The sequence below is a fragment of the Flavobacterium sp. CG_9.10 genome (genome assembly GCF_015752245.1).
Classification (GTDB): domain Bacteria; phylum Bacteroidota; class Bacteroidia; order Flavobacteriales; family Flavobacteriaceae; genus Flavobacterium.
Window position 1 is genome coordinate 213687 of sequence record NZ_JADOVD010000002.1, and the last position, 20635, is coordinate 234321.

The 20635-nt window shown below is 35.8% G+C and carries 13 protein-coding genes and 1 tRNA gene; 5 read left to right on the forward strand and 9 right to left on the reverse strand.

Annotation, left to right across the window (positions count from 1 at the left end):
* Nucleotides 1-20: 20 nt before the first annotated feature.
* From purL to IWX84_RS02580, 4 genes are all read right to left on the reverse strand, one after another.
* Entirely contained in the window at nucleotides 21-3686 is a 3666-nt protein-coding gene (gene purL, locus IWX84_RS02565; protein WP_196849195.1) for a phosphoribosylformylglycinamidine synthase, read from the reverse strand.
* Nucleotides 3687-3798: 112 nt separating this feature from the next.
* Nucleotides 3799-6630, reverse strand: a complete 2832-nt coding sequence (locus tag IWX84_RS02570) for an endonuclease (protein ID WP_196849196.1) — start codon at nucleotides 6628-6630, stop codon at nucleotides 3799-3801.
* Nucleotides 6631-6963: 333 nt separating this feature from the next.
* Entirely contained in the window at nucleotides 6964-8802 is a 1839-nt protein-coding gene (locus IWX84_RS02575; protein WP_196849197.1) for an endonuclease, read from the reverse strand.
* A gap of 161 nt (nucleotides 8803-8963) precedes the next feature.
* On the reverse strand, nucleotides 8964-10490 hold the full coding sequence (locus IWX84_RS02580) for a hypothetical protein (RefSeq protein ID WP_196849198.1): 1527 nt from the start codon (nucleotides 10488-10490) through the stop codon (nucleotides 8964-8966).
* Nucleotides 10491-10627: 137 nt separating this feature from the next.
* On the opposite strand from IWX84_RS02580, the gene IWX84_RS02585 reads away from it, so the two are divergent.
* The 4 genes from IWX84_RS02585 (at nucleotide 10628) to IWX84_RS02600 (ending at nucleotide 13154) form a co-directional block, all read left to right on the forward strand.
* Nucleotides 10628-11056 carry a PaaI family thioesterase gene (locus IWX84_RS02585; RefSeq protein ID WP_196849199.1) on the forward strand — a complete coding sequence of 143 codons (429 nt, stop codon included), beginning with the start codon at nucleotides 10628-10630 and terminating at the stop codon, nucleotides 11054-11056.
* 42 nt (nucleotides 11057-11098) lie between these two features.
* On the forward strand, nucleotides 11099-12178 hold the full coding sequence (locus IWX84_RS02590) for a chorismate-binding protein (protein ID WP_196849200.1): 1080 nt from the start codon (nucleotides 11099-11101) through the stop codon (nucleotides 12176-12178).
* Between the two features lie 108 nt (nucleotides 12179-12286).
* Entirely contained in the window at nucleotides 12287-13003 is a 717-nt protein-coding gene (bshB1, locus tag IWX84_RS02595) for a bacillithiol biosynthesis deacetylase BshB1 (RefSeq protein ID WP_196849201.1), read from the forward strand.
* Between the two features lie 75 nt (nucleotides 13004-13078).
* Nucleotides 13079-13154: transfer RNA gene (locus IWX84_RS02600), tRNA-His, on the forward strand.
* 92 nt (nucleotides 13155-13246) lie between these two features.
* Here IWX84_RS02600 and IWX84_RS02605 read toward each other — a convergent pair.
* The 4 genes from IWX84_RS02605 to IWX84_RS02620 all read right to left on the reverse strand — a co-directional run bounded on the left by IWX84_RS02605 (nucleotide 13247) and on the right by IWX84_RS02620 (nucleotide 17225).
* The gene (locus IWX84_RS02605) at nucleotides 13247-14077 is read right to left on the reverse strand and encodes a ferritin-like domain-containing protein (RefSeq protein ID WP_196849202.1); all 831 of its coding nucleotides are present in this window, start codon (nucleotides 14075-14077) and stop codon (nucleotides 13247-13249) included.
* 22 nt (nucleotides 14078-14099) lie between these two features.
* Nucleotides 14100-14846, reverse strand: a complete 747-nt coding sequence (locus IWX84_RS02610) for a ferritin-like domain-containing protein (RefSeq protein WP_196849203.1) — start codon at nucleotides 14844-14846, stop codon at nucleotides 14100-14102.
* A gap of 751 nt (nucleotides 14847-15597) precedes the next feature.
* Complete coding sequence (locus tag IWX84_RS02615) at nucleotides 15598-16428, reverse strand: ferritin-like domain-containing protein (RefSeq protein ID WP_196849204.1); 831 nt, start codon at nucleotides 16426-16428, stop codon at nucleotides 15598-15600.
* A 17-nt stretch (nucleotides 16429-16445) separates the two neighbouring features.
* The gene (locus IWX84_RS02620) at nucleotides 16446-17225 is read right to left on the reverse strand and encodes a ferritin-like domain-containing protein (RefSeq protein ID WP_196849205.1); all 780 of its coding nucleotides are present in this window, start codon (nucleotides 17223-17225) and stop codon (nucleotides 16446-16448) included.
* A 1012-nt stretch (nucleotides 17226-18237) separates the two neighbouring features.
* On the opposite strand from IWX84_RS02620, the gene IWX84_RS02625 reads away from it, so the two are divergent.
* Nucleotides 18238-19434 (forward strand): PAS domain-containing sensor histidine kinase, encoded by a 1197-nt coding sequence (locus tag IWX84_RS02625; RefSeq protein ID WP_196849206.1) that lies wholly within the window; start codon nucleotides 18238-18240, stop codon nucleotides 19432-19434.
* A 180-nt stretch (nucleotides 19435-19614) separates the two neighbouring features.
* Here the strand turns inward: IWX84_RS02625 and IWX84_RS02630 are convergent, their stop codons facing one another.
* On the reverse strand, nucleotides 19615-20634 hold the full coding sequence (locus IWX84_RS02630) for a M28 family peptidase (RefSeq protein ID WP_196849207.1): 1020 nt from the start codon (nucleotides 20632-20634) through the stop codon (nucleotides 19615-19617).
* Between the last annotated feature and the right edge of the window lies 1 nt (nucleotide 20635).

Below are 20635 nucleotides of genomic sequence, written 5' to 3' on the forward strand. Positions count from 1 at the left end.
GCATATATTAAAACAAAGAATTAGATTTTATCAATCCATTTTTTGGCATTTACAAAGGCTTCATGCCAAGGCGAAACTTCATCGTTTCTATCTTTTGGGTAATGTGCCCAGTTCCATTGGAACGTGGAACGCTCAATGTGCGGCATCATAACTAAATGGCGTCCTGTGGTGTCGCAAAGCATTGCTACATCATAATGAGAACCGTTTGGATTAGCAGGATAACCTTCGTAGCCGTATTTGGCAACGATGTTGTAATTTTCTTCGCCCAAAGGCAATTCAAATTTTCCTTCTCCATGCGAAACCCAAACTCCAAGTGTGGCTCCAGCCAAGCTAGATAGCATCACCGATTTGTTATCCTGTACTTTTACAGAGGTAAAAATACTTTCGTGTTTATTACTGTCGTTGTGCAGCATTTTTGGCATTTCTTCATGCTCTGAATGGATTAAACCCAATTCTACAAACAACTGGCAACCGTTACAAATCCCTACCGACAAGGTATCTTCACGTTTGAAGAAATTATCCAAAGCGGTTTTTGCTTTTTCGTTGTATAAAAATGCTCCCGCCCAACCTTTGGCAGAACCTAATACATCCGAATTAGAGAATCCACCCACAGCGCCAATAAACTGAATGTCTTCTAAAGTCTCACGACCAGAAATCAAATCGGTCATGTGAACATCTTTGACATCAAAACCAGCTAAGTACATCGCATTTGCCATTTCACGCTCGGAATTACTTCCTTTTTCACGGATAATAGCCGCTTTTGGACGTGGTTTAGAATTGTCGATTACTGGTTTTTTTCCTGTAAAATGTGTTGGAAAAGTATAGTTTAATGGTTGGTTTTTATAATTGTCAAAACGCGCCTGAGCCATTCCGTTCTTCGATTGCTTTTGGTCTAATAAAAACGAAGTTTTAAACCAAATGTCTCTGTATGTAGGTATGTCAAAAGTCAAATGTCCAAGGTCTAAAGTTCCGTTTTCGACCACTTTTCCAAGTTTGTAGAACGTAACTTTATTTGCATCTAATTTAGATTCTACTTCAGCATCTGATTTTGCTTGGAAAACAATCCCGATATTTTCAGCAAAAAGATATTTGATAATGTCTTTTTCTTCGAATCCCGAAGCTTCGGGAGAGAAATCTATTTTTGCTCCCAAATTCACATCAGCAAAACACATTTCCAATAAAGTTGTGATCAAACCACCACTTCCGATATCGTGTCCTGCAAGAATATTGTCTTCCAAGATTAATTCCTGAATGGTATTGAACGCATTTTTGAAGAAAGCGGCATCTTTTATCGTTGGCGTTTCTGTTCCAATTGTGTTCAGAACTTGCGCAAACGAGGAACCTCCTAATTTATATTCGTCTTGCGACAAATTGATGTAATAAATAGAACCGCCATCTTTTTGTAAAACAGGTTCTACTACTTTTCTAATATCAGTACAGTTACCGCCAGCCGTAATAATTACTGTACCCGGAGCAATTACTTCTTCGTTTGGATATTTTTGTTTCATCGAAAGCGAATCTTTTCCCGTTGGAATATTGATCCCCAATTCAATTGCAAAATTTGAACAACTTTCTACAGCGGCATACAAACGAGCATCTTCTCCTTCGTTTTTACACGCCCACATCCAGTTTGCCGAAAGTGAAATTCCGTCTAAACCATTTTTAATTGGAGCCCAAACAATATTCGATAAAGCCTCAGCAATAGCGGTTCTGCTTCCTGCAACAGGATCAAGCAAAGCGGCTACAGGCGAATGCCCGATAGAAGTGGCAATCCCTTCTTTTCCGTTATAATCCAAAGCCATTACACCACAGTTATTCAACGGCAATTGCAAAGGTCCTGTAGTTTGTTGTTTGGCTACTTTACCACCCACACAACGGTCTACTTTATTTGTTAGCCAGTCTTTACAGGCGACTGCTTCTAGTTGAAGTACTTGTTCTAAATAAGTCGCAATTTTATCTTGTGAATACTCTAAATCGGCATATTTTCGGTCGATAGTTGTATCTGTCATAACTACTTTTGGGGAACTTCCAAAAAAGTCTTCCAAAGCAAAATCCATTGGTTTAGCACCTGTAGTCTTTGATTCGAAAGTAAAACGATGATCTCCGGTCACGTCACCTACTTGGTACATAGGAGCGCGTTCTCTATCGGCAATTTTTTGTAAGGTGTCAATATCTTTCTGACCAATAACTAATCCCATTCTTTCTTGAGATTCATTACCGATGATTTCTTTTGCAGAAAGTGTAGGATCGCCCACAGGTAATTTGTCCAAATCAATTAAACCACCAGTATCTTCTACTAATTCTGACAGACAGTTTAAATGTCCTCCAGCACCGTGATCGTGAATGGAAACGATTGGGTTTTCATTGCTTTCAACCAATCCACGTATGGCGTTAGCAACTCTTTTTTGCATTTCTGGGTTCGAACGTTGTATTGCGTTTAATTCGATACCGGAACTAAAAGCGCCTGTATCTGCAGAAGAAACCGCAGCTCCACCCATTCCGATTCTATAATTTTCTCCACCCAGAATAACGATTTTATCTCCTGTTTGTGGTGTTTTTTTGATGGCTTGATCTAATTTTCCGTAACCAATTCCGCCCGCTTGCATAATCACCTTATCGAAACCTAATTTGCGAGCGTCTTCTTCATGTTCGAAAGTCAGAATAGAACCTGTAATAAGCGGTTGTCCGAATTTGTTTCCAAAATCAGAAGCTCCGTTAGAGGCTTTGATTAAAATATCCATTGGAGTCTGGTACAACCATTTTCTCTCGGTCATTCCGTTTTCCCAAGGTCTGTTTTCTTCTAGACGAGAGTACGAAGTCATATAAACTGCCGTTCCTGCCATAGGCAATGAACCTTGTCCACCCGCCAAACGATCACGGATTTCTCCACCTGAACCGGTTGCAGCTCCGTTGAAAGGCTCTACCGTGGTTGGGAAATTATGGGTTTCTGCTTTTAAGGAAATAACCGAATCAAATTCGGTAACTTGATAAAAATCAGGTTTATCGGCGCTTTTAGGAGCAAATTGCTCTACACGAGGTCCTTTTACAAAAGCTACATTATCTTTATATGCTGAAACGATATCATTAGGATTTTCTAACGATGTTTTCTTAATCATTTTGAATAAAGAAGATTCTTTTTCCACACCATCTATAACAAATTTCCCATTAAAAATCTTGTGACGACAGTGTTCTGAATTGGCTTGAGAGAAACCAAAAATTTCAGAATCGGTTAGTTTTCTACCTAATTTGATTGCTAAATCATTTAAGTATTCTACTTCTTCCGAACTTAAAGACAATCCTTCTTTTTTGTTGTATGCTGCAATATCATCAATATCCAAAATTGCTTCTGGCGCTATATCGATGGTAAAAATAGCTTGATTCAACTCGGAATATTTTTGAGAAAGCATTGGGTCAAAATCTTCAGCGTCAGCCGTAGCATAATGAAATTCTTCGATTCTTATGATTCCAGAAATCGCCATATTTTGGGTTATTTCGACGGCATTGGTGCTCCAAGGAGTTACCATTGCGGCACGAGGACCAACAAAAAAATCCGTCAGTACGGATTTTTCGATTTTATTTGAGTCGGCAAAAAGCCAGTTTAATTTTGAAATGTCTTGAGCTGAAATTTCGTTTTGCGTTTGTACTGCAAAAACAGTTTTGCTTTGGTTTTCAAAGAAATGGATCATTGTTGTATAGTTTGTTGTATTGCGGTGCAAATTTAGTCAATTAAGATTAAAATTTCTAATAAAAAAAAGCGGCAATATTGCCGCTTTTTAATTTTTGATTCATTAATAATAACTAATTAATTATCAGTTTCTTAATCAAAGATTTAGAATCATCAGTGATTTTTACTAAATAGACTCCTTTGTTAAGGTTAGTTACAGTTAAGGTTGAGCCAGTTGTATTCTTTCTTTCATAAACCTTTTGTCCAACAATGTTATAGATTTCAATAGAAAAGGCCTTGTTTGAATTTTCTATATAAAAGTTACCATTAGAAGGATTTGGATACATTTTAAAGTCGTTCGAATCTCCACTTAATGCCGTTTTAGCCGGTTTTTCAGCAATGCGGCTTCCTAAATTAGTGCAAGTATCCATGGCATAGGAATCCCATTGCGTAGCAATATTGAATGTTGTGGTTGGAGAAGTTACAGTCGATTTTCTTCTTAAAGTTATATCTATTGCAAAGTTAGCCGTTCCTCCATTAAAAGTTCCTATGATATCGATTAACACTCCGTTTTTAAATAAACCTACAGCATCATTCCCATTAAAAGCCATTTCAGCAGCTGATGTAGAAAGGTTTGCTGTGCTTGTAGAATAACAACTTAAAGCAATCAAACTGTTTACAATCGTAAATTTACTTCCATTATTTAAAGTTCCAGTCAAGGTCAATCCTGTGCTCCAAGCACCGGCGCCATTTGCTTGTTTTTTAATGCTGTAAAGTGACATATTTACGGCACTTCCTGTTGCATTTGAAATTTCCAAAGCTTTATTATTGGAAGAACCTTCAATGTATTCAGAGAATAATAAGTCAGTAGCGGTTGAACTACCGGCAATAGTAGTAACATTAACTACATTGCTTGAAACAGAAACATTTCCGGCTGCATCTTTGGCTTTCACAGAAAAAGTATAGGCAGTTGAAGCTGTTAATCCACTTACAGCATAAGTTGTAGTAGTTACAGTAGCTTTCAAAGTTGCACCTTGGTACACATTATAGGCAGTAACGCCCACATTATCAGTTGAAGCGGTCCAAGATAAATTGGTAGTTGTAGCAGTAGTTCCAGAAGCTGTCAAAGAAGTTGGAGCAGTTGGAGCCGTCGCGTCAGTAGTGGCAGCAAGAATATTTACAGAATATTCTTCTACTTGTCCATAAGGAATTGCTTCACATGCTGTTGGAATTGCATTGTATTTCATTGAAACTCTCATTCTAGTTGTTCCTAAAGTAGCGGTTGCAGGTATGATGAAAGTGCCAGAAACCGGAGTTGTTGTCGAAATAGCTTTTGTCCAAACTTGCTCACCAGCATCCGTAAACACACCATTTTGGTTGTAATCAATCCAAACTGAATATCCTTCGCTATAAACCGTACTTGTCCAAATAGGGGTAATAGTAATTGTATAAGAGGTTCCACGTGCAGTATTTGTAGATAATGAAGTGAAATTTTCATAACCTGCTGTTCCTGTCGATGTGTTATTTATAGACCCAAAAACAACTTTGCTGATTTTTTCATCTGCGGTACTAGTCCCTGCAGAAGCACAATACGATATGGAAGCCGTTGAAGTAGTAGCATTAGCTACATTACTGGAAGCAGAAACATTTCCAGCAGCATCTTTTGCTTTTACTGAAAAAGAATAGGCTGTGGCAGCTGTTAGGCCGGTTACCGCGTAAGTTGTACCTGTTACTGTTGCTTTTAATGTTGTTCCTTGATAAACATCATACCCGGTAACGCCAGTATTATCAGTAGAGGCAGTCCAACTTAAATTTGTTGATGAACTAGTAGTTCCTGAGGCTAGTAATGAAGTTGGAGCAGTAGGAGCTTGCGTGTCACTAGTACTAGAGGTTGTTCCGCTAACTGTATTACTGGCTGTAGAAGAATTCGCGGCAGCATCTTTGGCAGTTACATAGAATGAATACGCTGTTGAAGCGGTAAGTCCTGTTATTGTTGTTGATAATCCAGTTACCGTTGTTTTTAAAACGTTATTCATATATACATTATATCCAGTTACTGCTACATTATCGGTAGAAGCTAACCAGCTTAATGAAACTGTACTCGTTGTTGTTCCAGTTACTGCTAAACTTGTTGGCGCAGTTGGCGCTTGAGAATCAGCTGTTGGATTCCAAACCGCTTGTACATATTCAGGATGATCTATGTAAGGATTTCTATTGTTTTGAGTGCCATAAATAGCATTATTACGAGCAATTTCTCTCGCATTTACTGGATCTTGAGCATTCCAAGCCAAAAGCATGTTTAAAAAAGCGGTTGTAAAAACTTGATTGCTTGTACCGTTGAACATAGCAAAAGTATATCCTGAAACGGTTGTTTCATAACGCGTTGCAAAATAAAAATACATTCTGGCAATGTCTCCTTTAAATTCATCGATTGGTTCAAAAACAGTTCCCGTATATCCAGGGGTGGTACTTGCTCCAAGCTTACTTCCGTTTAAAGAGGTCCAAGTTGGAGACGCAACCATTCCGTGAGGATAATTAGATCGTTGACCGTTTACTTTTCCATCTGTAGGTGTTATAAAATGTGCGTCGGAAACCATTGGTGCCGCTGATCCAAAAGAGGATTGAGGAATGATGTGCTCTCTATTGTAGCAATCTCCTTCAACACTATACGTTCCGCATCTTTGTGTTGTTCCCAAAGAATAATTATAAGGGTCTGTTCCAGCAGGTTTTTCTGAATACATATCTAAAACGGAGCCATCATTTTCATAAAAATTATCAACATCAGATGTTTGGTAAGTTGTATATAAACCGGCGTATCCGTTGTCAACATGACCTTTAATAATGTTGTATAATTGGGTTTTCAAGGCGTACCCGGTTCCGGTAGCCGTTGAATAATAGCCCGTTGGGATTTGGGCAATACTCGCAGTAAAGAACATTAATAATAAAAAAGAGTAGATTTTTTTCATCGTTTAAAAAATTGGTTTTGGTTATTTGGGTTGGTTGAAAGCTTAATTTTAAATTCTTAAAATTTTTAAGATGCGCAAATTTATAACTTTTTCGATGGTTTATGTTAAGGAATTATTAACATAATTATGGTTTTCTTAACATAATTATTAACATTTTAATTAAAGTAGTTTTAGTCTTACTTTATGAAAAATAGAAATGAAACCGTAGCGCTAAGTTGAAATATATGATTAAGAAATCTTCTTTTTATTTATTAGACAAGGGTGTTTTTTTTTAAAATAAACCAAAAAAAAGCGGCAATAGATGCCGCTTTAAATGAATAGTTTGCTTTTAAACTAGTTTACAATAAGTTTTTTAGTAATTGATTTAGTATCGTTTGTTATCTTAACGAAGTAAACTCCTTTTTGAAGATTGTTTACCGCTGCATAGGAACTGTTTGTGTATTCTTTGTCAAAAACTTTTTGTCCTAATACTGAAAATACCTGAACAGAATATTTTTCATTTGAGTTTTCGAAATTTATTTTGACATTTCCATTGGATGGATTTGGATAAATATTAAATTCATTAGAATCAAAATCAATATTAGAAAGGGTTGCCAATGAATGACTTCCTAAACCATTACAAGTATCCTTAATATATGAATCCCATTCACCACTTTTGTTGAAAGTTGTATTTGGTGCTGAAATACTTGGTTTTCTTCGCAAGGTCTCGTCAGCTCCAAAATTTGCCGTTCCACCATTGAATGTTCCTATAATATCTATAAGTACACCATTTTTAAACAAGCCCATTGGGTCATTTCCATTAAATGCTTCTTGTGCAGACGATAGGTTTGCGCTGGCAGCTGTATAACAAGTCGTTGCAATGCCAGGATCTACAAGTATAAATACGGCTCCGTTGTTTAATGTACCAGCTAAATTCAAACCAGCACTCCAAGCTCCGGCACCATTTGATTGCTTTTTTATTGAATAAACGGATAAATCAACAGAAGCTCCTGTGAAATTAGCAATTTCTAAAGCCTTGTTGAAACTACCTCCCTCTACGTATTCTGAAAAGAATATTTCTGATGCTGTTGTACCGCCTGTTGGTGCTGCAGTTGTAGTCCCATCTACTGATGTACTGGCAACTGAAGAATTTCTTTCGGCATCTCTAGCTATAAGATAAAAGGAATATTTAGTTGAAGCCGTTAAACCAGTTACTGTGGCAGTTAATCCTGTTTCTGTAGATTTAATAGTACCGTTTACATACAAATCATAACCGGTAACACCAATGTTATCCGTTGCTGCTGTCCAAGTTAAAGTAGCTGAGTTTGATGTAGTAGAAGTTACTGTCAGATTTGTTGCTGCTGTTGGAGCTTGAGTATCAAGAGGCTCTGTAGTCCATACAGATATTGCATATTCTGGATGATCAATGTAAGGATTTCTATTATTTTGACGCGCATAAATAGCGTTGTTACGCGCAATTTCTCTAGCACTTACCGGATCTTGATTGTGCCAAGCCAGCAATTGATTTAAAAATGCGGTAGTAAATGCTTTATTGGTTGAACCATTAAACATAGCGTAAGAATATCCAGCAATTGTATTTTCATAACGTGTAGCAAAATAGAAATACATTCTGGCAATATCCCCTTTGAATTCATCTATTGGTTCGAAAACTGGACCGGTGTAACCTGCAGTTGTACTGGCTCCTAGTTTACTTCCATTTCGAGTAGTTTCTGTAGCAATTGCTACCACTGAATGGGGATAATTGGACCTAATTCCGTTTACTTTTCCATCTGTAGGCGTGATAAAATGCGCATCCGAAACCATTGGGGATTGCTGATTGAATACTGATTGCGGTATAATATGTTCTCTATTGTAACAGTCTCCTTCATTAGTATAGTTCCCACATCGTTGTGTTGATGTTATGCTATAAGTATACGGGTCAACACCAGTAGGATTTTCAGAATACATATCTAAAACGGAACCGTCATTTTCAAAGAAATTATCAATATCAGAAGTTTCGTACGTGACATACAGACCTGCGTAATCATTTACCTTATGATCTTTTATAATATTGTATAATTGTGTTTTCAACGCGTAACCTGTTCCTGTGGCATTACTATAATACCCAGCTGGCGCTTGCGCAAAACCTGCTGTAAAAAGAAATAAAAATAATAGCAAGTAGATTTGTTTCATAGTCTGATAATGGATTAATTTGGTTTTAAAAAGGATTAGATTTTGGAGTTAAAATTTTGACAAAACTACTATTTTAATTATTATTTAAGGTTACCAAATGTTTAATTAAATTAATAATGTTTTCTTGGTTTTAGATGCCGTGGATTGTTATTCAGGGATGTTTATTTTGGGAATACTTTGTTTTGATACGCACCCAAATCTGGAGGAAGAGTTCTGGTGTTTCCTAAAATATCTAACGGAATCAGATAGGCCGAATTCCCTTTTGCGAAAGCGGCAGAAGTATCGTCAATATTGAATTTATTTAGTGAGACTTTAAAGAATTTTGGGTCTTTGTTCAAAATTATTGCGTTGTAATGTGCCGTGTCTGTTCCAAATTGATAATCGGGATTAGTGGTAAATGAATTGGAAATATTATCAAATTTGAGCAGGCAATTGTTGAATTGGTATTGGAAAGCCGCACCTGTTTTTTTGTTCAGTATCAATTCAGTGGAATACGAACCATAAATAATGCAATTGTTGAATGTTGCCGTGGTTAAATCTTTGACCTCCGGAACGGCGCCCGTAATATTGTTACTCAGAAAAACGGCCACTTGCTCAGAACTATTCCAATTGTTGTTGAAAGTACAATGGGTAAATTTATAATTTCCTCCATAAGAACAAGCCAAACTCGCTTGCCCGGCATTATTGATTACCAGATTTTGTCCGTTAATTTTTGCAGTCTGCGCCAAAATTCCATAATTAGCACAATTATAAATTTGGGTATTTTTTAGGTTTACGGTTGTTCCGTCATTATTTTGTATTAATAGTCCGATTGTGGCATTTTTGATGGTAAGATGATTCAAATTGTTGTTTGTGCTGCCATTGGTCAGCCAGATAGTTCCCCACTGTCCCGGAACATCCGAGAAATCAGGTTCTAGACGGTCGCCTTCAAAAATGACTTCATTTTCAAGTCTGGCGGTGGTAGATGCTGCTCCGTTTACTACTATGGAAGCTTTATTGGACACAATGAGTCCTGAATTTGCATGAAAATGAACTCTGGAACCTGCATCAAAAGTTACCGTTTTACCCGAAGGAACGGCGGCATAGCCATATATGACATAAGGTTTTGTGTTTTTAAAATGCAGTTCGTTTCCGTTTAAAGCATCGTTTTCATCCAAATAAAAACCATCAATTTTTTGATCACCAATTGGAAGTGTTTCCGTCGTACCATCAGCAAAACGTTTTGGATACAAGAAAACAGCGTCTTGAATCAATGTAACTAATTCCACTTTTTGAAGATTTTCTCCACTATCAAACTGAATTTGGTCAGTGTATAGGAAATCAGTTGGGTTTGCATCCTTAGTATTAGCGGTGGTTTCAATGAAAATATACAAACTGTCTTTGGCCAATAAATCTACATTGTTGAATATTTTACCATTATTTCCTTGCATTCCGTCAACGGTCATTCTATACTTTGAGTTTAATCCTTTGGCTAATTGAATGGTTGGAATACGAATGTCATTTTTACTTTTGTTGTACACTTTTAGTCTGTAAGTGCTGGAGCCAATGTTTGTAAAAACTGTATCTAAATAAATGGTGTCTTTCGAAAATGACAAATCACCCGTGCTGCTCACAGTCTCAAAATCACTTCGACAAGAGCAAACCGAAATTAATATTCCAATAAAAAACAATAAAGTGATAGGACGCATTTGGATTTATTTTTTGTAAAAATAAGAAAAAACTCATTTGAATAGAGAACAATTTTGATTTTGAGGGTATAATAACAATTCATTTACTGTTTTCTAACTCATCTTTTTTTTAAATTTACATTTTTAAAATATAATACATGACTTTAGATAAAAATAAAATGCTTGAATATTGCAATGAGTTTTCGAAAAACACATTGATGGAAACCCTAAAAATTAAATATATTGATGCAGGAGAAGGTTTCTTGGTGGCCAAAATGCCAGTGAATTCATCCGTTCATCAGCCTATGGGATTGTTGCATGGCGGTGCGTCAGTAGCTTTGGCTGAAAGTGTGGGAAGTGCGGCTTCTCATTTTTTTATAAATGACAAAGAGCAAGAAGTGCGTGGGATTGAAATTTCGGCGAATCATTTGAGGAGTATTCGTGAAGGAGTTGTTTATGGAACCGCCCGAATTATTCATAAAGGAAGAAGTTTACATCTTTGGGAAATCAAAATTACGGATGAAGCCGGAAACTTGATTTCGTTATGTAAATTAACGAATATGGTTTTGACCAAAGAAAAGAAATAAATTTAGTTTTTTATTGTAACTTAGTTGTAAAAATAATTAAGTATGATTGATTTTTTCATAAAAGTAAAACAGCAGGAAGCTCAAAATCTACCTTTTGTATTGTACAAAAAACCCAATAATATCAAGTTAGTAGGCTTGTTTCAAAACAATGATCATTTGTATTTTGCTGAAAATTTTGAAGAAACAGGTTTTGTTTTTGCTCCTTTTGAAGGCAGCCAAATGATACTTATTCCTGCCGATCAATCTGTAAAATGGGAAACTTTAATTACTTCTTCTGAAGAGGATAATAATTTAGATTTTGCTAACTCCGAAAACAAAGAATCCAAAGCCCATTTTGAAATTCTTGTTCAAAAAGGAATTGACGCTATTGCAAAAGGGACTATGGACAAAGTAGTTCTGTCTAGGAAAGAGATTGTTGATTTGACTGATTTTGATTTGGTTTCAGTTTTTCAAAAATTGGTTAAAACCTATCCAACTGCTTTCTGCTATTGCTGGTTTCACCCAAAAATTGGATTATGGATGGGCGCTACACCTGAGCGATTGCTGAAGACTAAAAACAATAAATTTTATACTACAGCATTGGCGGGAACACAAAAACTTCAAGATACGGCAGAAGCAATTTGGGAGAAAAAAGAAATCGAGGAACAGCAATTTGTAACCGATTTTATTTTGAATAGTTTAAAAGAATTGACTTCAAAAGTAGTTATTTCCAGTCCTTATAATTTGAAAGCAGGAAGCTTAGTGCACATTAAAACAGATATTGAGGGGCTGATAAATAAGAATTCAAGTTTGAAGCAAGTAGTTTTGGCTTTGCATCCAACACCCGCAGTATGTGGCTTGCCTAAAGAAGTTGCAAGAGATTTTATTTTGGAAAATGAAGACTATGACAGAGAATATTACACTGGTTTTTTAGGCGAATTAAATAAAGAAGGATTTAAAAAATCAGAAATGAAATCTGATTTGTATGTCAATTTACGATGTATGCAAATTAAGATTTCTTCGAATCTTGCAATGACCAAAGCGCATTTGTATATGGGTTGCGGTGTAACAAAAGATAGTATTGCGGAAAAAGAGTGGGGGGAAAGCGTCAATAAATCGATGACGATGAAAAGAGTTTTGTAGTAGGTAGATTGTACATTCAAAATTTAATATTCTATATTTAAAGAGTACGGATTAAATTATAAAAGGAGGAAGAGTTTGTTCTAAGCTCTTAAAATTAAACAAAAAAAAATGAAACTAGATATATTAGCTTTTGGTGCGCATCCGGACGATGTAGAATTGGGTTGTGCCGGAACTATTTTAAAAGAAATTTCCTTAGGAAAAAAGGTAGGAATAATTGATTTGACACATGGTGAACTAGGAACGCGAGGTTCGGCTGAAATTCGAGATCAGGAAGCAAATGATGCTGCTGAAATATTGGGTGTTTCTGTAAGGGAAAATTTGAGTATGCGGGATGGTTTTTTTGTGAATGATGAAAAGCATCAATTGGAAATTATAAAAATGATTCGCAAATACCAACCAGAAATTGTATTGTGTAACGCAATTGACGATCGTCATATTGATCATGCAAAAGGTAGCAAATTAGTTTCGGATGCTTGTTTTTTATCAGGTTTGAGGAAAGTGGAGACGATTCTGGATGGTGAAAGTCAAGCGGCATGGAGACCAAAGTTAGTTTATCATTATATTCAATGGAAAAATATAGAACCTGACTTTGTAGTTGATATTTCGGGATTTACTGATAAGAAGATTGAAGCTATATTAGCTTATCGGTCGCAATTTTATGATGCCAATTCTAACGAACCGGAATCACCAATCACCAGTAAAAACTTCTTTGAAAGCCTAAATTACCGTTCGCAGGATTTAGGAAGACTCGTAGGCGTAGATCATGCCGAAGGTTTTACAGTTGAAAGATATTTGGCAGTCAATAGCTTAGCAGATTTGAGGTAATTTTGCTGTAAATTTTTAAAAAAATTATTTGCAAAAGTAAACTTATGTTGTATATTTGCCACCGCTAAGCATTATGGTGGTTGTAGCTCAGTTGGTTAGAGCATCGGTTTGTGGTACCGAGGGTCGCGGGTTCGAGCCCCGTCTCCCACCCAAAAAGGCAAAAGCCTCGAAGAAATTCGAGGCTTTTTTTGTGGAAATTAATTTCTTAATTTAATTCCATATTTTGAAATTATAATAAATAGATTAGACGATAAAAATATTTGCAATTGTTACCGTTTGAGCTGTCGTTAAAGGCTCATCATAAGCTTCAGATCCAGCGGCCGCTCCAAAAAGTGTAGCTGTATTGTAACCCGCTTGAGTTGTCACTTGTTCCCCGTCATATACAGCTTGTGTTGCAGCTGGCATTCCTGCCCCTCTTTCGTTTCCGGTAATCCATCCTTTCAAACCACGTAACCTTCTCACTTCTGAGGCATGTCGCGCTTCAACTGAATGAATTTGTAATGCAGCAGTCAGTAAATCCGGAGCTGAAATTAGATTTGCGGCTTGTCCTTTATACGCACGTACTCCAGTATCCTCAAATGCTTGTGCTAATGCCAAGAACTGTGCGTATGCTGCGGTTTTTCCAATACCAGTAGCATTAAAAGGATCAAATGCACCGCCAACTGTAAAGTCAAATGTTGGTTTGGCAACAAAATTAGGACTTCCAGCTCCACCTAAACCTGCAATCAGGAAGCTTACGTGATCCGTTTCATGCGCAGAAATTTGCATAAATACTTTTTCATCTCGGCCACCCGTAGGAATCACACCTGATGCTAACCCCATAATATAGTATTCTTTTTCTAAATATTCCAGGGTTAGCGCCAGTTGTAGAGCCCCAATTGGTGTTGAGGGCGTCGGATTGATATCAGCAGCGGATGCTTTTGTTGAAGTCAGCGCAGCTAGACCAAAAGGAATTGCAGCTAGTACGCTGTTTTTACCAAATTGTCCAAATTGACTGAAACTGTCTCTTCTTGAACCTTTACCGTTCATTAAATTTTCGTTGGTAAACGGCTCTAAAAATTTTAATATATTCATAATAATAAGTTTTAGGTAAGGTTTATGGTAAAAATTGTGCTGTAAAAGCAGTTGTGATAAATCCACCAGCGATTGGCAGAACTTGAGAAGGAGTTTTCATTACATCCAGTCCAGTACTAGTGTTTATTACGTCATCACCCGCAAAATCATTTGAATTAGGGTTGATTAAACTTCGTATTGCGGAGGCATGTCTTGCTTCAACAGAAACAATTTTTCCTGCTAGCAATAAATAATCAGGATTCGTGAGTAATCTTCCTGCTCCATTATATGCAGCTACCCCAGTATCTTCCAACGCCTTTGAAGTTGCTAAAACTTCCGCACGGCTGTTAAAATTCAAGGTTCCATAATTAAAAGCCAAATTAGGAAGTAATTGAAGGCTTGGATTAGGCAGAGCACCCGTCAATGCCGCCTTGAAAAATTCGCGATGAATTACCTCATGATTGTATAAATCGGTTAGAACTTCTTGTTCTGTCGAATTAAATACAGTTCTGAAATTGCTCGCATTGACCACTTTGGTATAAAAATCAGCTTCCAGCTGTTCCAAAGCATACGCATAACTAAGTACGCCTAAATCATTACCGCCTAAATCGAATTTTCCATTTCGAACCCCAGGTAATTTGTCATCTGTTGGGGAAGAATTGTCATCATCATTACATCCCATCATAATCAGCCCGGTGCTGGCAACGACTAGTCCGCTGATTTTAAGAAATTCCCGTCGTCCTTTGAGAGGAGAGGAACTTACTTCATGAATTTTAACTTCATTTTTCATAATTTAACATTTAAAAATTAGTAATAGCATTTATTAAACACTGCATTTATTTTGACTTACTGTGAATTTTGGATAGTAAGCTTAATAGGTATTCAAAAAAAATATATTTTAGAAAAGGTGCTGACTTTAGAAATTATCCCTTGGTTATTTGAATATTAATAATTGAATAAAATTTAATTATTCCGCATGATTTTTAAAATGATTTGATATCGGGATTTTAGTATAAATTAATAGTCCGTGAATTTTGTTTTTATGATATCCCTAATTTTTTTAAAGATGTTGTATTGATTTAAAACTTTTTCAAAATCAAATTTAATCTTAAATTTTAAAAAAAAACTTATATAATTTGCCGAAAAACTTATATAATTTTTCCTAAACCACTATTTAATAATAAGTTAGATTTAGTTTGTACAGGCTGAGTACAGTTTTTATTAAATTTAATGTTTAGAAAAATGTAGTGCTAAAATTGAAAAAGTTTTAAAGAAAACGTTTCGATATTGTTACAAAGTACTATTTCAATGGTTTGTTTTTTTGCTAAAAGAGCGCAATTTTCCAGAGAAAGTTCATAGGACAGTTTAAAATTATCTACTTGACACTTCAAGTTTTAAATGAAAGGAAAAGCCGTTTTTAAACAAGAAATGTCCCAAAAAGGTAAAGCCTCGAAGAATTTCGAGGCTTTTTTGTAAAAACAAATTTCTTAATTTAAAATTTGAAATTCATTGAATTATATTCTTGAAATTATAAGCAATACTTACACGATGAACAGATTTGCGATAGTTACTGTTTCAACAGTTGTTAAGGGCTCATCATAAGATTCAGATCCTGCGGCTGCTCCAAAAAGTGTGGCTGTATTATAACCCGCCTGAGTTGTGAGTTCTTCGCCATTATATACAGCTTGTGTTGCAGCTGGCATTCCTGCCCCTCTTTCGTTTCCGGTTATCCATCCTTTTAAGCCACGTAACCTTCTCACTTCTGAGGCATGTCGCGCTTCAACTGAATGAATTTGTAATGCAGCAGTCAATAAATCCGGAGCTGAAATTAGATTTGTAGCTTGTCCTTTGTACGCTCGTACTCCAGTATCTTCAAATGCTTGTGCTAATGCTAAGAATTGTGCGTATGCAGCAGTATTTCCAATCCCAGTAGCATTAAAGGGATCGAATGCACCGCCAACAGTAAAGTCAAAAGTGGGTTTGGCAACAAAATTCGGACTTCCAGCTCCACCTAAACCTGCAATCAGGAAGGTTACGTGATCTGTTTCATGCGCTGAAATTTGCATAAATACTTTTTCATCTCGGCCACCCGTTGGAATCACACCTGATGCTAACCCCATAAGATAGAATTCTTTTTCTAAATATTCAAGTGTCAAAGCCAGTTGTAAGGCTCCAATTGGAGTGGAGGGTGTAGGGCTAATATCAGCAGCGGATGCTTTAGTTGAAGTCAACGCAGCAAGACCGAAAGGAATTGCAGCATAAGCGGCATTTTTACCTAATTGTCCAAAAAAATTGAAACTGTCTCTTCTGGAACCTTTACCGTTCATTAAGTTGTCGTTGGTAAACGGCTCTAAAAATTTTAATATATTCATAATGATAAGTTTTTAGGTTACGGTAAATATTTTGCAGTAAATTCTGTTGTGATAAATCCTCCGGCAATAAGCAGTACTTGCGATGGATTCAACTTAACGTCTAATCCAGTAGTGGGATCTACCACATCATCACCAGCAAAATCGTTTGAGTTAGGATTGATTAAACTTCTAATTGCTGATGCGTGTCTTGCTTCTACAGAAACGATTTTTCCCGCAAGCAATAAATAATCAGGATTGGAAAGTAATCTTCCGGCACCATTGTAGGCAGCTACTCCAGTATCTTCAAGTGCTTTCGCAGTTGCTAAGACATCTGTACGACTGTTAAAATTTAAACTTCCATAATTAAAAGCCAAGTTAGGTAGCAACTGCTTTTCTGGATTTGGTAGTGCTCCTGTCAATGCCGCTTTGAAAAATTCTCGATGGATGACCTCATGATAATACAAATCAGTCATAACTTGTTGCTCGATCGAATTGAATGTTGAGGTGAAACCGGAAGCATTTACTACTTTGGTATAAAAGTCGGCTTCTAGCTGCTCCAACGCATACGCATATGTAAGTACGCCTAAATCATTACCACCTAGGTCAAACACGCCGTCTTTAACACCAGGCTTGTGTCCGTTACTTCCAATTTTAGCTGTACTGTCAAAAGAATTATTTAGACCTATTCCTTCGTCATAACTACAACCTGTCAGAAATAATCCTGTTCCGGCAACTGCCATTCCACTTAATTTCAGAAACTCACGTCGGCCTTTGAGGGGTGAGGAGCTCACTTCATGAATTTTTACTTCATTTTTCATAATTAAACATTTAAAAGTTAATAATAAAATTTATTAACCATCACATTTAATTAAACTTGTGGAAGATTTGGGATCTTTAGGTGTTAGTTGCTGTTTTAGACAACTGTTTAATAATTACTTACGTATAAAGTTGTATGTTGGTTTTTTAAATGTTTTGGGAATACAATCGAAGCTGTTGAATAAGAAAGTAAAATTTGTTTGATTTCCATCTTTAACGTCTAAAGGGTTAATAATTGAATAAAACTTAAAGTAGACCCCCTGATTTTGACAAAAATAAGAAATAGACATCTCATTATTAACTATCTTATTAATCACGCAACTTATGCTTTATGATTCATTTTTATTTTTACGCTTATAGCACTTTCTAAAAATTTATCACTCTCAAATTTAGACAAAAAATTTTAAAAAAATTTACATAATTACCTTATAATTAATTATTTAACAATAAGTTAACTTTAATTAATAAGCCTAATCTGAGTTTTTATTAAATTTGATTAAACTACAATAGAGTTAAAATTGTTAAATATTAGAAGTGAGTTTATCAAAATTGTTAAAGTTAAATTTTTGATCGTTTAATTTTTTTTATCTACTTAAATCCTCGATTTTTTTAACACAGTTTATAGCGAAATTTGAAAATTTATATGGATTAATATATATTTTACTGTTAAATGGGATGCAATATTTTAACAACAGAATAATTTAGAGGTCAGAATCCTCGAAGAAATTCGCGGCTTTTTTTGTGGGATAATGTATCATGAAATTGTATTCACTAATTTATTGGCTTGACTTTTGTAAAAGGAATAGTATCATATTGGATTCAAGGAAGTTATGTAGGATTTAATGAGCAAATAAATTGTAGCAGTATCTTTCATGGACCTACATTCTTGTATTAACGGTTATAATTTGAGTTATAGATCATTCCTATATTCTTTTGTGTATCTTTGAGCGCATTTCTTAGTTAAATAAACCGAAAATAAGCTTTCAAAATTTTAAATATTATTTATATAATTTAATGAAAAACGAGAAAATTAATTCTAAAATTCTTAACAGTAATTACCTTCCAACAGATGAGTTTTACAGCCAAATAATAGATAGTTTACAAGATTATTCGATTTTCACTCTTGATAATGAATTTATAATTAATAGTTGGAGTTCTGGTTCAACAAAAATATTTGGTTATGAATCCGATGAAATTATAGGAGAACATTTTGATGTAATTTTTACTGAAGAAGATATACAAAATGGTATTCCGCAAACAGAAATTCAAGCTGCATTAATAGAGGGGAGAGCAACTGATAACAGATGGCACATTTGTAAGGACAAAAGTGTATTTTATGCTTATGGTTTAGTTTTTCCGCTTATTGGAGTTGAAGGGGAGAGGTTAGGATACGTTAAAATCCTGCGAGATTTGACGGAGAGAAAGAAATCAGAGGATGCTATAAAAAAATATGTGAAAGAGCTGGAAGATCTCAATGCACACAAAGAGAATGTGCTTGCAATTGTTTCCCATGATTTAAGAAGTCCATTGTCTGGAATTATTGGAACTACAGAATATCTGAAAACCAATCTAGACAGATTGGAAACTCAGAAAGCAAAAGAAATGCTTGATTTACTCCATAAAACTGCAGTAGATGAGTTAAACATGCTGGACAATTTAGTGGAATGGGCAAGAATAAAATATGCATCGGAAGTATTCTCTCCTGCAAAAATTAAGCCTTCTACTTATGTGCAAAAGGTTTTTGAATCATTACGTGAAACGGCTTCTATGAATTCCATAAATCTTCGTAATGAAATCGAAGATGATGTAAGTGTTTTTGCCGATGGAAAGATGTTGCTGTCTGTTTTCCAAAATATAATTTCCAATGCTATCAAGCATTCTTTACCTGGAGGAGAAATTATCGTTTCGGCAAAAATTGAAGCACAAAAAGTAATAATTCAGATAAAAGATTCCGGAATTGGAATGTCTAAAGAGGTACAAGATAAACTGTTTACCCCGCAAATGAGCACACTCTCTAAAGCAAGGAAAGATAACAAAGGAGCAGGAATAGGCCTATTATTGGTAAAAGGGTTTTTAGAAAAAAATGATGGTGAAATTTGGGTCGAAAGTGTTGAAGGAATTGGCTCTTCTTTTTATTTTACATTGCCTCTTGAGCAACCCTTGTATAAAATTGATAGTGTAGATAAAATTGAATTTGACGAAAGGGTTTAATCTATAATTGATATAAAAAAAAGCTTTGAAGGAATTCAAAGCTTTTTTTTTTATCGGATTTGCACAAGGGATAGCAGCGAAAATCCTGCGCTTTTTTCAGCGCAGATTGTAGCGTATAGCCCGAAGACGATTTCACTCCCGATAATTATCGGGAGTGAAATCGTGGATGTGCCCAAATAACTATTCTATTTTTTTATCGACTACAGGTCTATTTTCTCTGTTTGCCAACTCCCAAGCAATTACGAATGCAAATTGAGCTCTTTTAGCCAAAGCATCGTATTCAATTTTATTTGGTTCATCCGTTTTTTGATGGTAATCTGCATGGACGCCATTAAAAATGAAAACAGCAGGAATGCCGTTTTTGGCAAAATTATAATGGTCAGAACGCTCATAAAAATGATTAGGATCTGATAATTCGTTGTATTTATAATCTAAATCTAACTTGGTGTACTTGGCGTTTGCCATTCTGGAGATATTATCTAAATCAGTTGATAAACGGTTTGCGCCAATTACATAGACGTAATTATTAGTATTTGCATGAGCCTCATCGCGACGACCAATCATATCAATATTGATGTCAGTTATTGTGTTTGCTATTGGAAACAAGGGGTTTTCAGAATAATAGCGAGATCCGTGTAAGCCATGTTCTTCGCCGGTAACGTGTAGAAAAAGGATAGACCGTTTAGGACCGTGACCCTCTTTTTTTGCTTTTTCGAATGCTTGTGCAATCTCTAATAAAGCAACGGTTCCAGAACCGTCATCATCAGCACCGTTATATACTTCGCCATTTTTAATTCCTACGTGATCGTAATGCGCTGAAATGACAAGGACTTCGTTTGGTTTTTCAGAACCTTCAATAAATGCCCAGATATTCTCTGAATCAGCTAAATTTTCATTTCGCTTGGCATTCAAGAAAGCCGCAGGAATTCTTTGGTAGTAATCTTTGGCTCCTTTAGGAAAAGGAACATTGTTTTTTTTGTATTGATTGATAAGATAAACTCCTGCTTTTTTCTGACCTGCTGATCCGGTTTCACGGCCTTCCATCGAATCAGAAGCGACAATATAAAGATGTGTTTTTAATTCATTGGCAGTTATAGTATTCATGTATTTTGTTGGGTCAGCATTGTCAACAGTGGTTTTTTGACTAGTGCAACTTGTGCTTAAAACGAATAACAAACCTAGTAAAGGGATTTTTTTCATG

Bases quoted from the DNA above. Each gene is read 5' to 3' on its own strand.
- purL (WP_196849195.1), bottom strand. From the start codon at position 3,686: ATGATCCATTTCTTTGAAAACCAAAGCAAAACTGTTTTTGCAGTACAA.
- IWX84_RS02570 (WP_196849196.1), bottom strand. From the start codon at position 6,630: ATGAAAAAAATCTACTCTTTTTTATTATTAATGTTCTTTACTGCGAGT.
- IWX84_RS02575 (WP_196849197.1), bottom strand. From the start codon at position 8,802: ATGAAACAAATCTACTTGCTATTATTTTTATTTCTTTTTACAGCAGGT.
- IWX84_RS02580 (WP_196849198.1), bottom strand. From the start codon at position 10,490: ATGCGTCCTATCACTTTATTGTTTTTTATTGGAATATTAATTTCGGTT.
- IWX84_RS02585 (WP_196849199.1), top strand. From the start codon at position 10,628: ATGACTTTAGATAAAAATAAAATGCTTGAATATTGCAATGAGTTTTCG.
- IWX84_RS02590 (WP_196849200.1), top strand. From the start codon at position 11,099: ATGATTGATTTTTTCATAAAAGTAAAACAGCAGGAAGCTCAAAATCTA.
- bshB1 (WP_196849201.1), top strand. From the start codon at position 12,287: ATGAAACTAGATATATTAGCTTTTGGTGCGCATCCGGACGATGTAGAA.
- IWX84_RS02605 (WP_196849202.1), bottom strand. From the start codon at position 14,077: ATGAATATATTAAAATTTTTAGAGCCGTTTACCAACGAAAATTTAATG.
- IWX84_RS02610 (WP_196849203.1), bottom strand. From the start codon at position 14,846: ATGAAAAATGAAGTTAAAATTCATGAAGTAAGTTCCTCTCCTCTCAAA.
- IWX84_RS02615 (WP_196849204.1), bottom strand. From the start codon at position 16,428: ATGAATATATTAAAATTTTTAGAGCCGTTTACCAACGACAACTTAATG.
- IWX84_RS02620 (WP_196849205.1), bottom strand. From the start codon at position 17,225: ATGAAAAATGAAGTAAAAATTCATGAAGTGAGCTCCTCACCCCTCAAA.
- IWX84_RS02625 (WP_196849206.1), top strand. From the start codon at position 18,238: ATGAAAAACGAGAAAATTAATTCTAAAATTCTTAACAGTAATTACCTT.
- IWX84_RS02630 (WP_196849207.1), bottom strand. From the start codon at position 20,634: ATGAAAAAAATCCCTTTACTAGGTTTGTTATTCGTTTTAAGCACAAGT.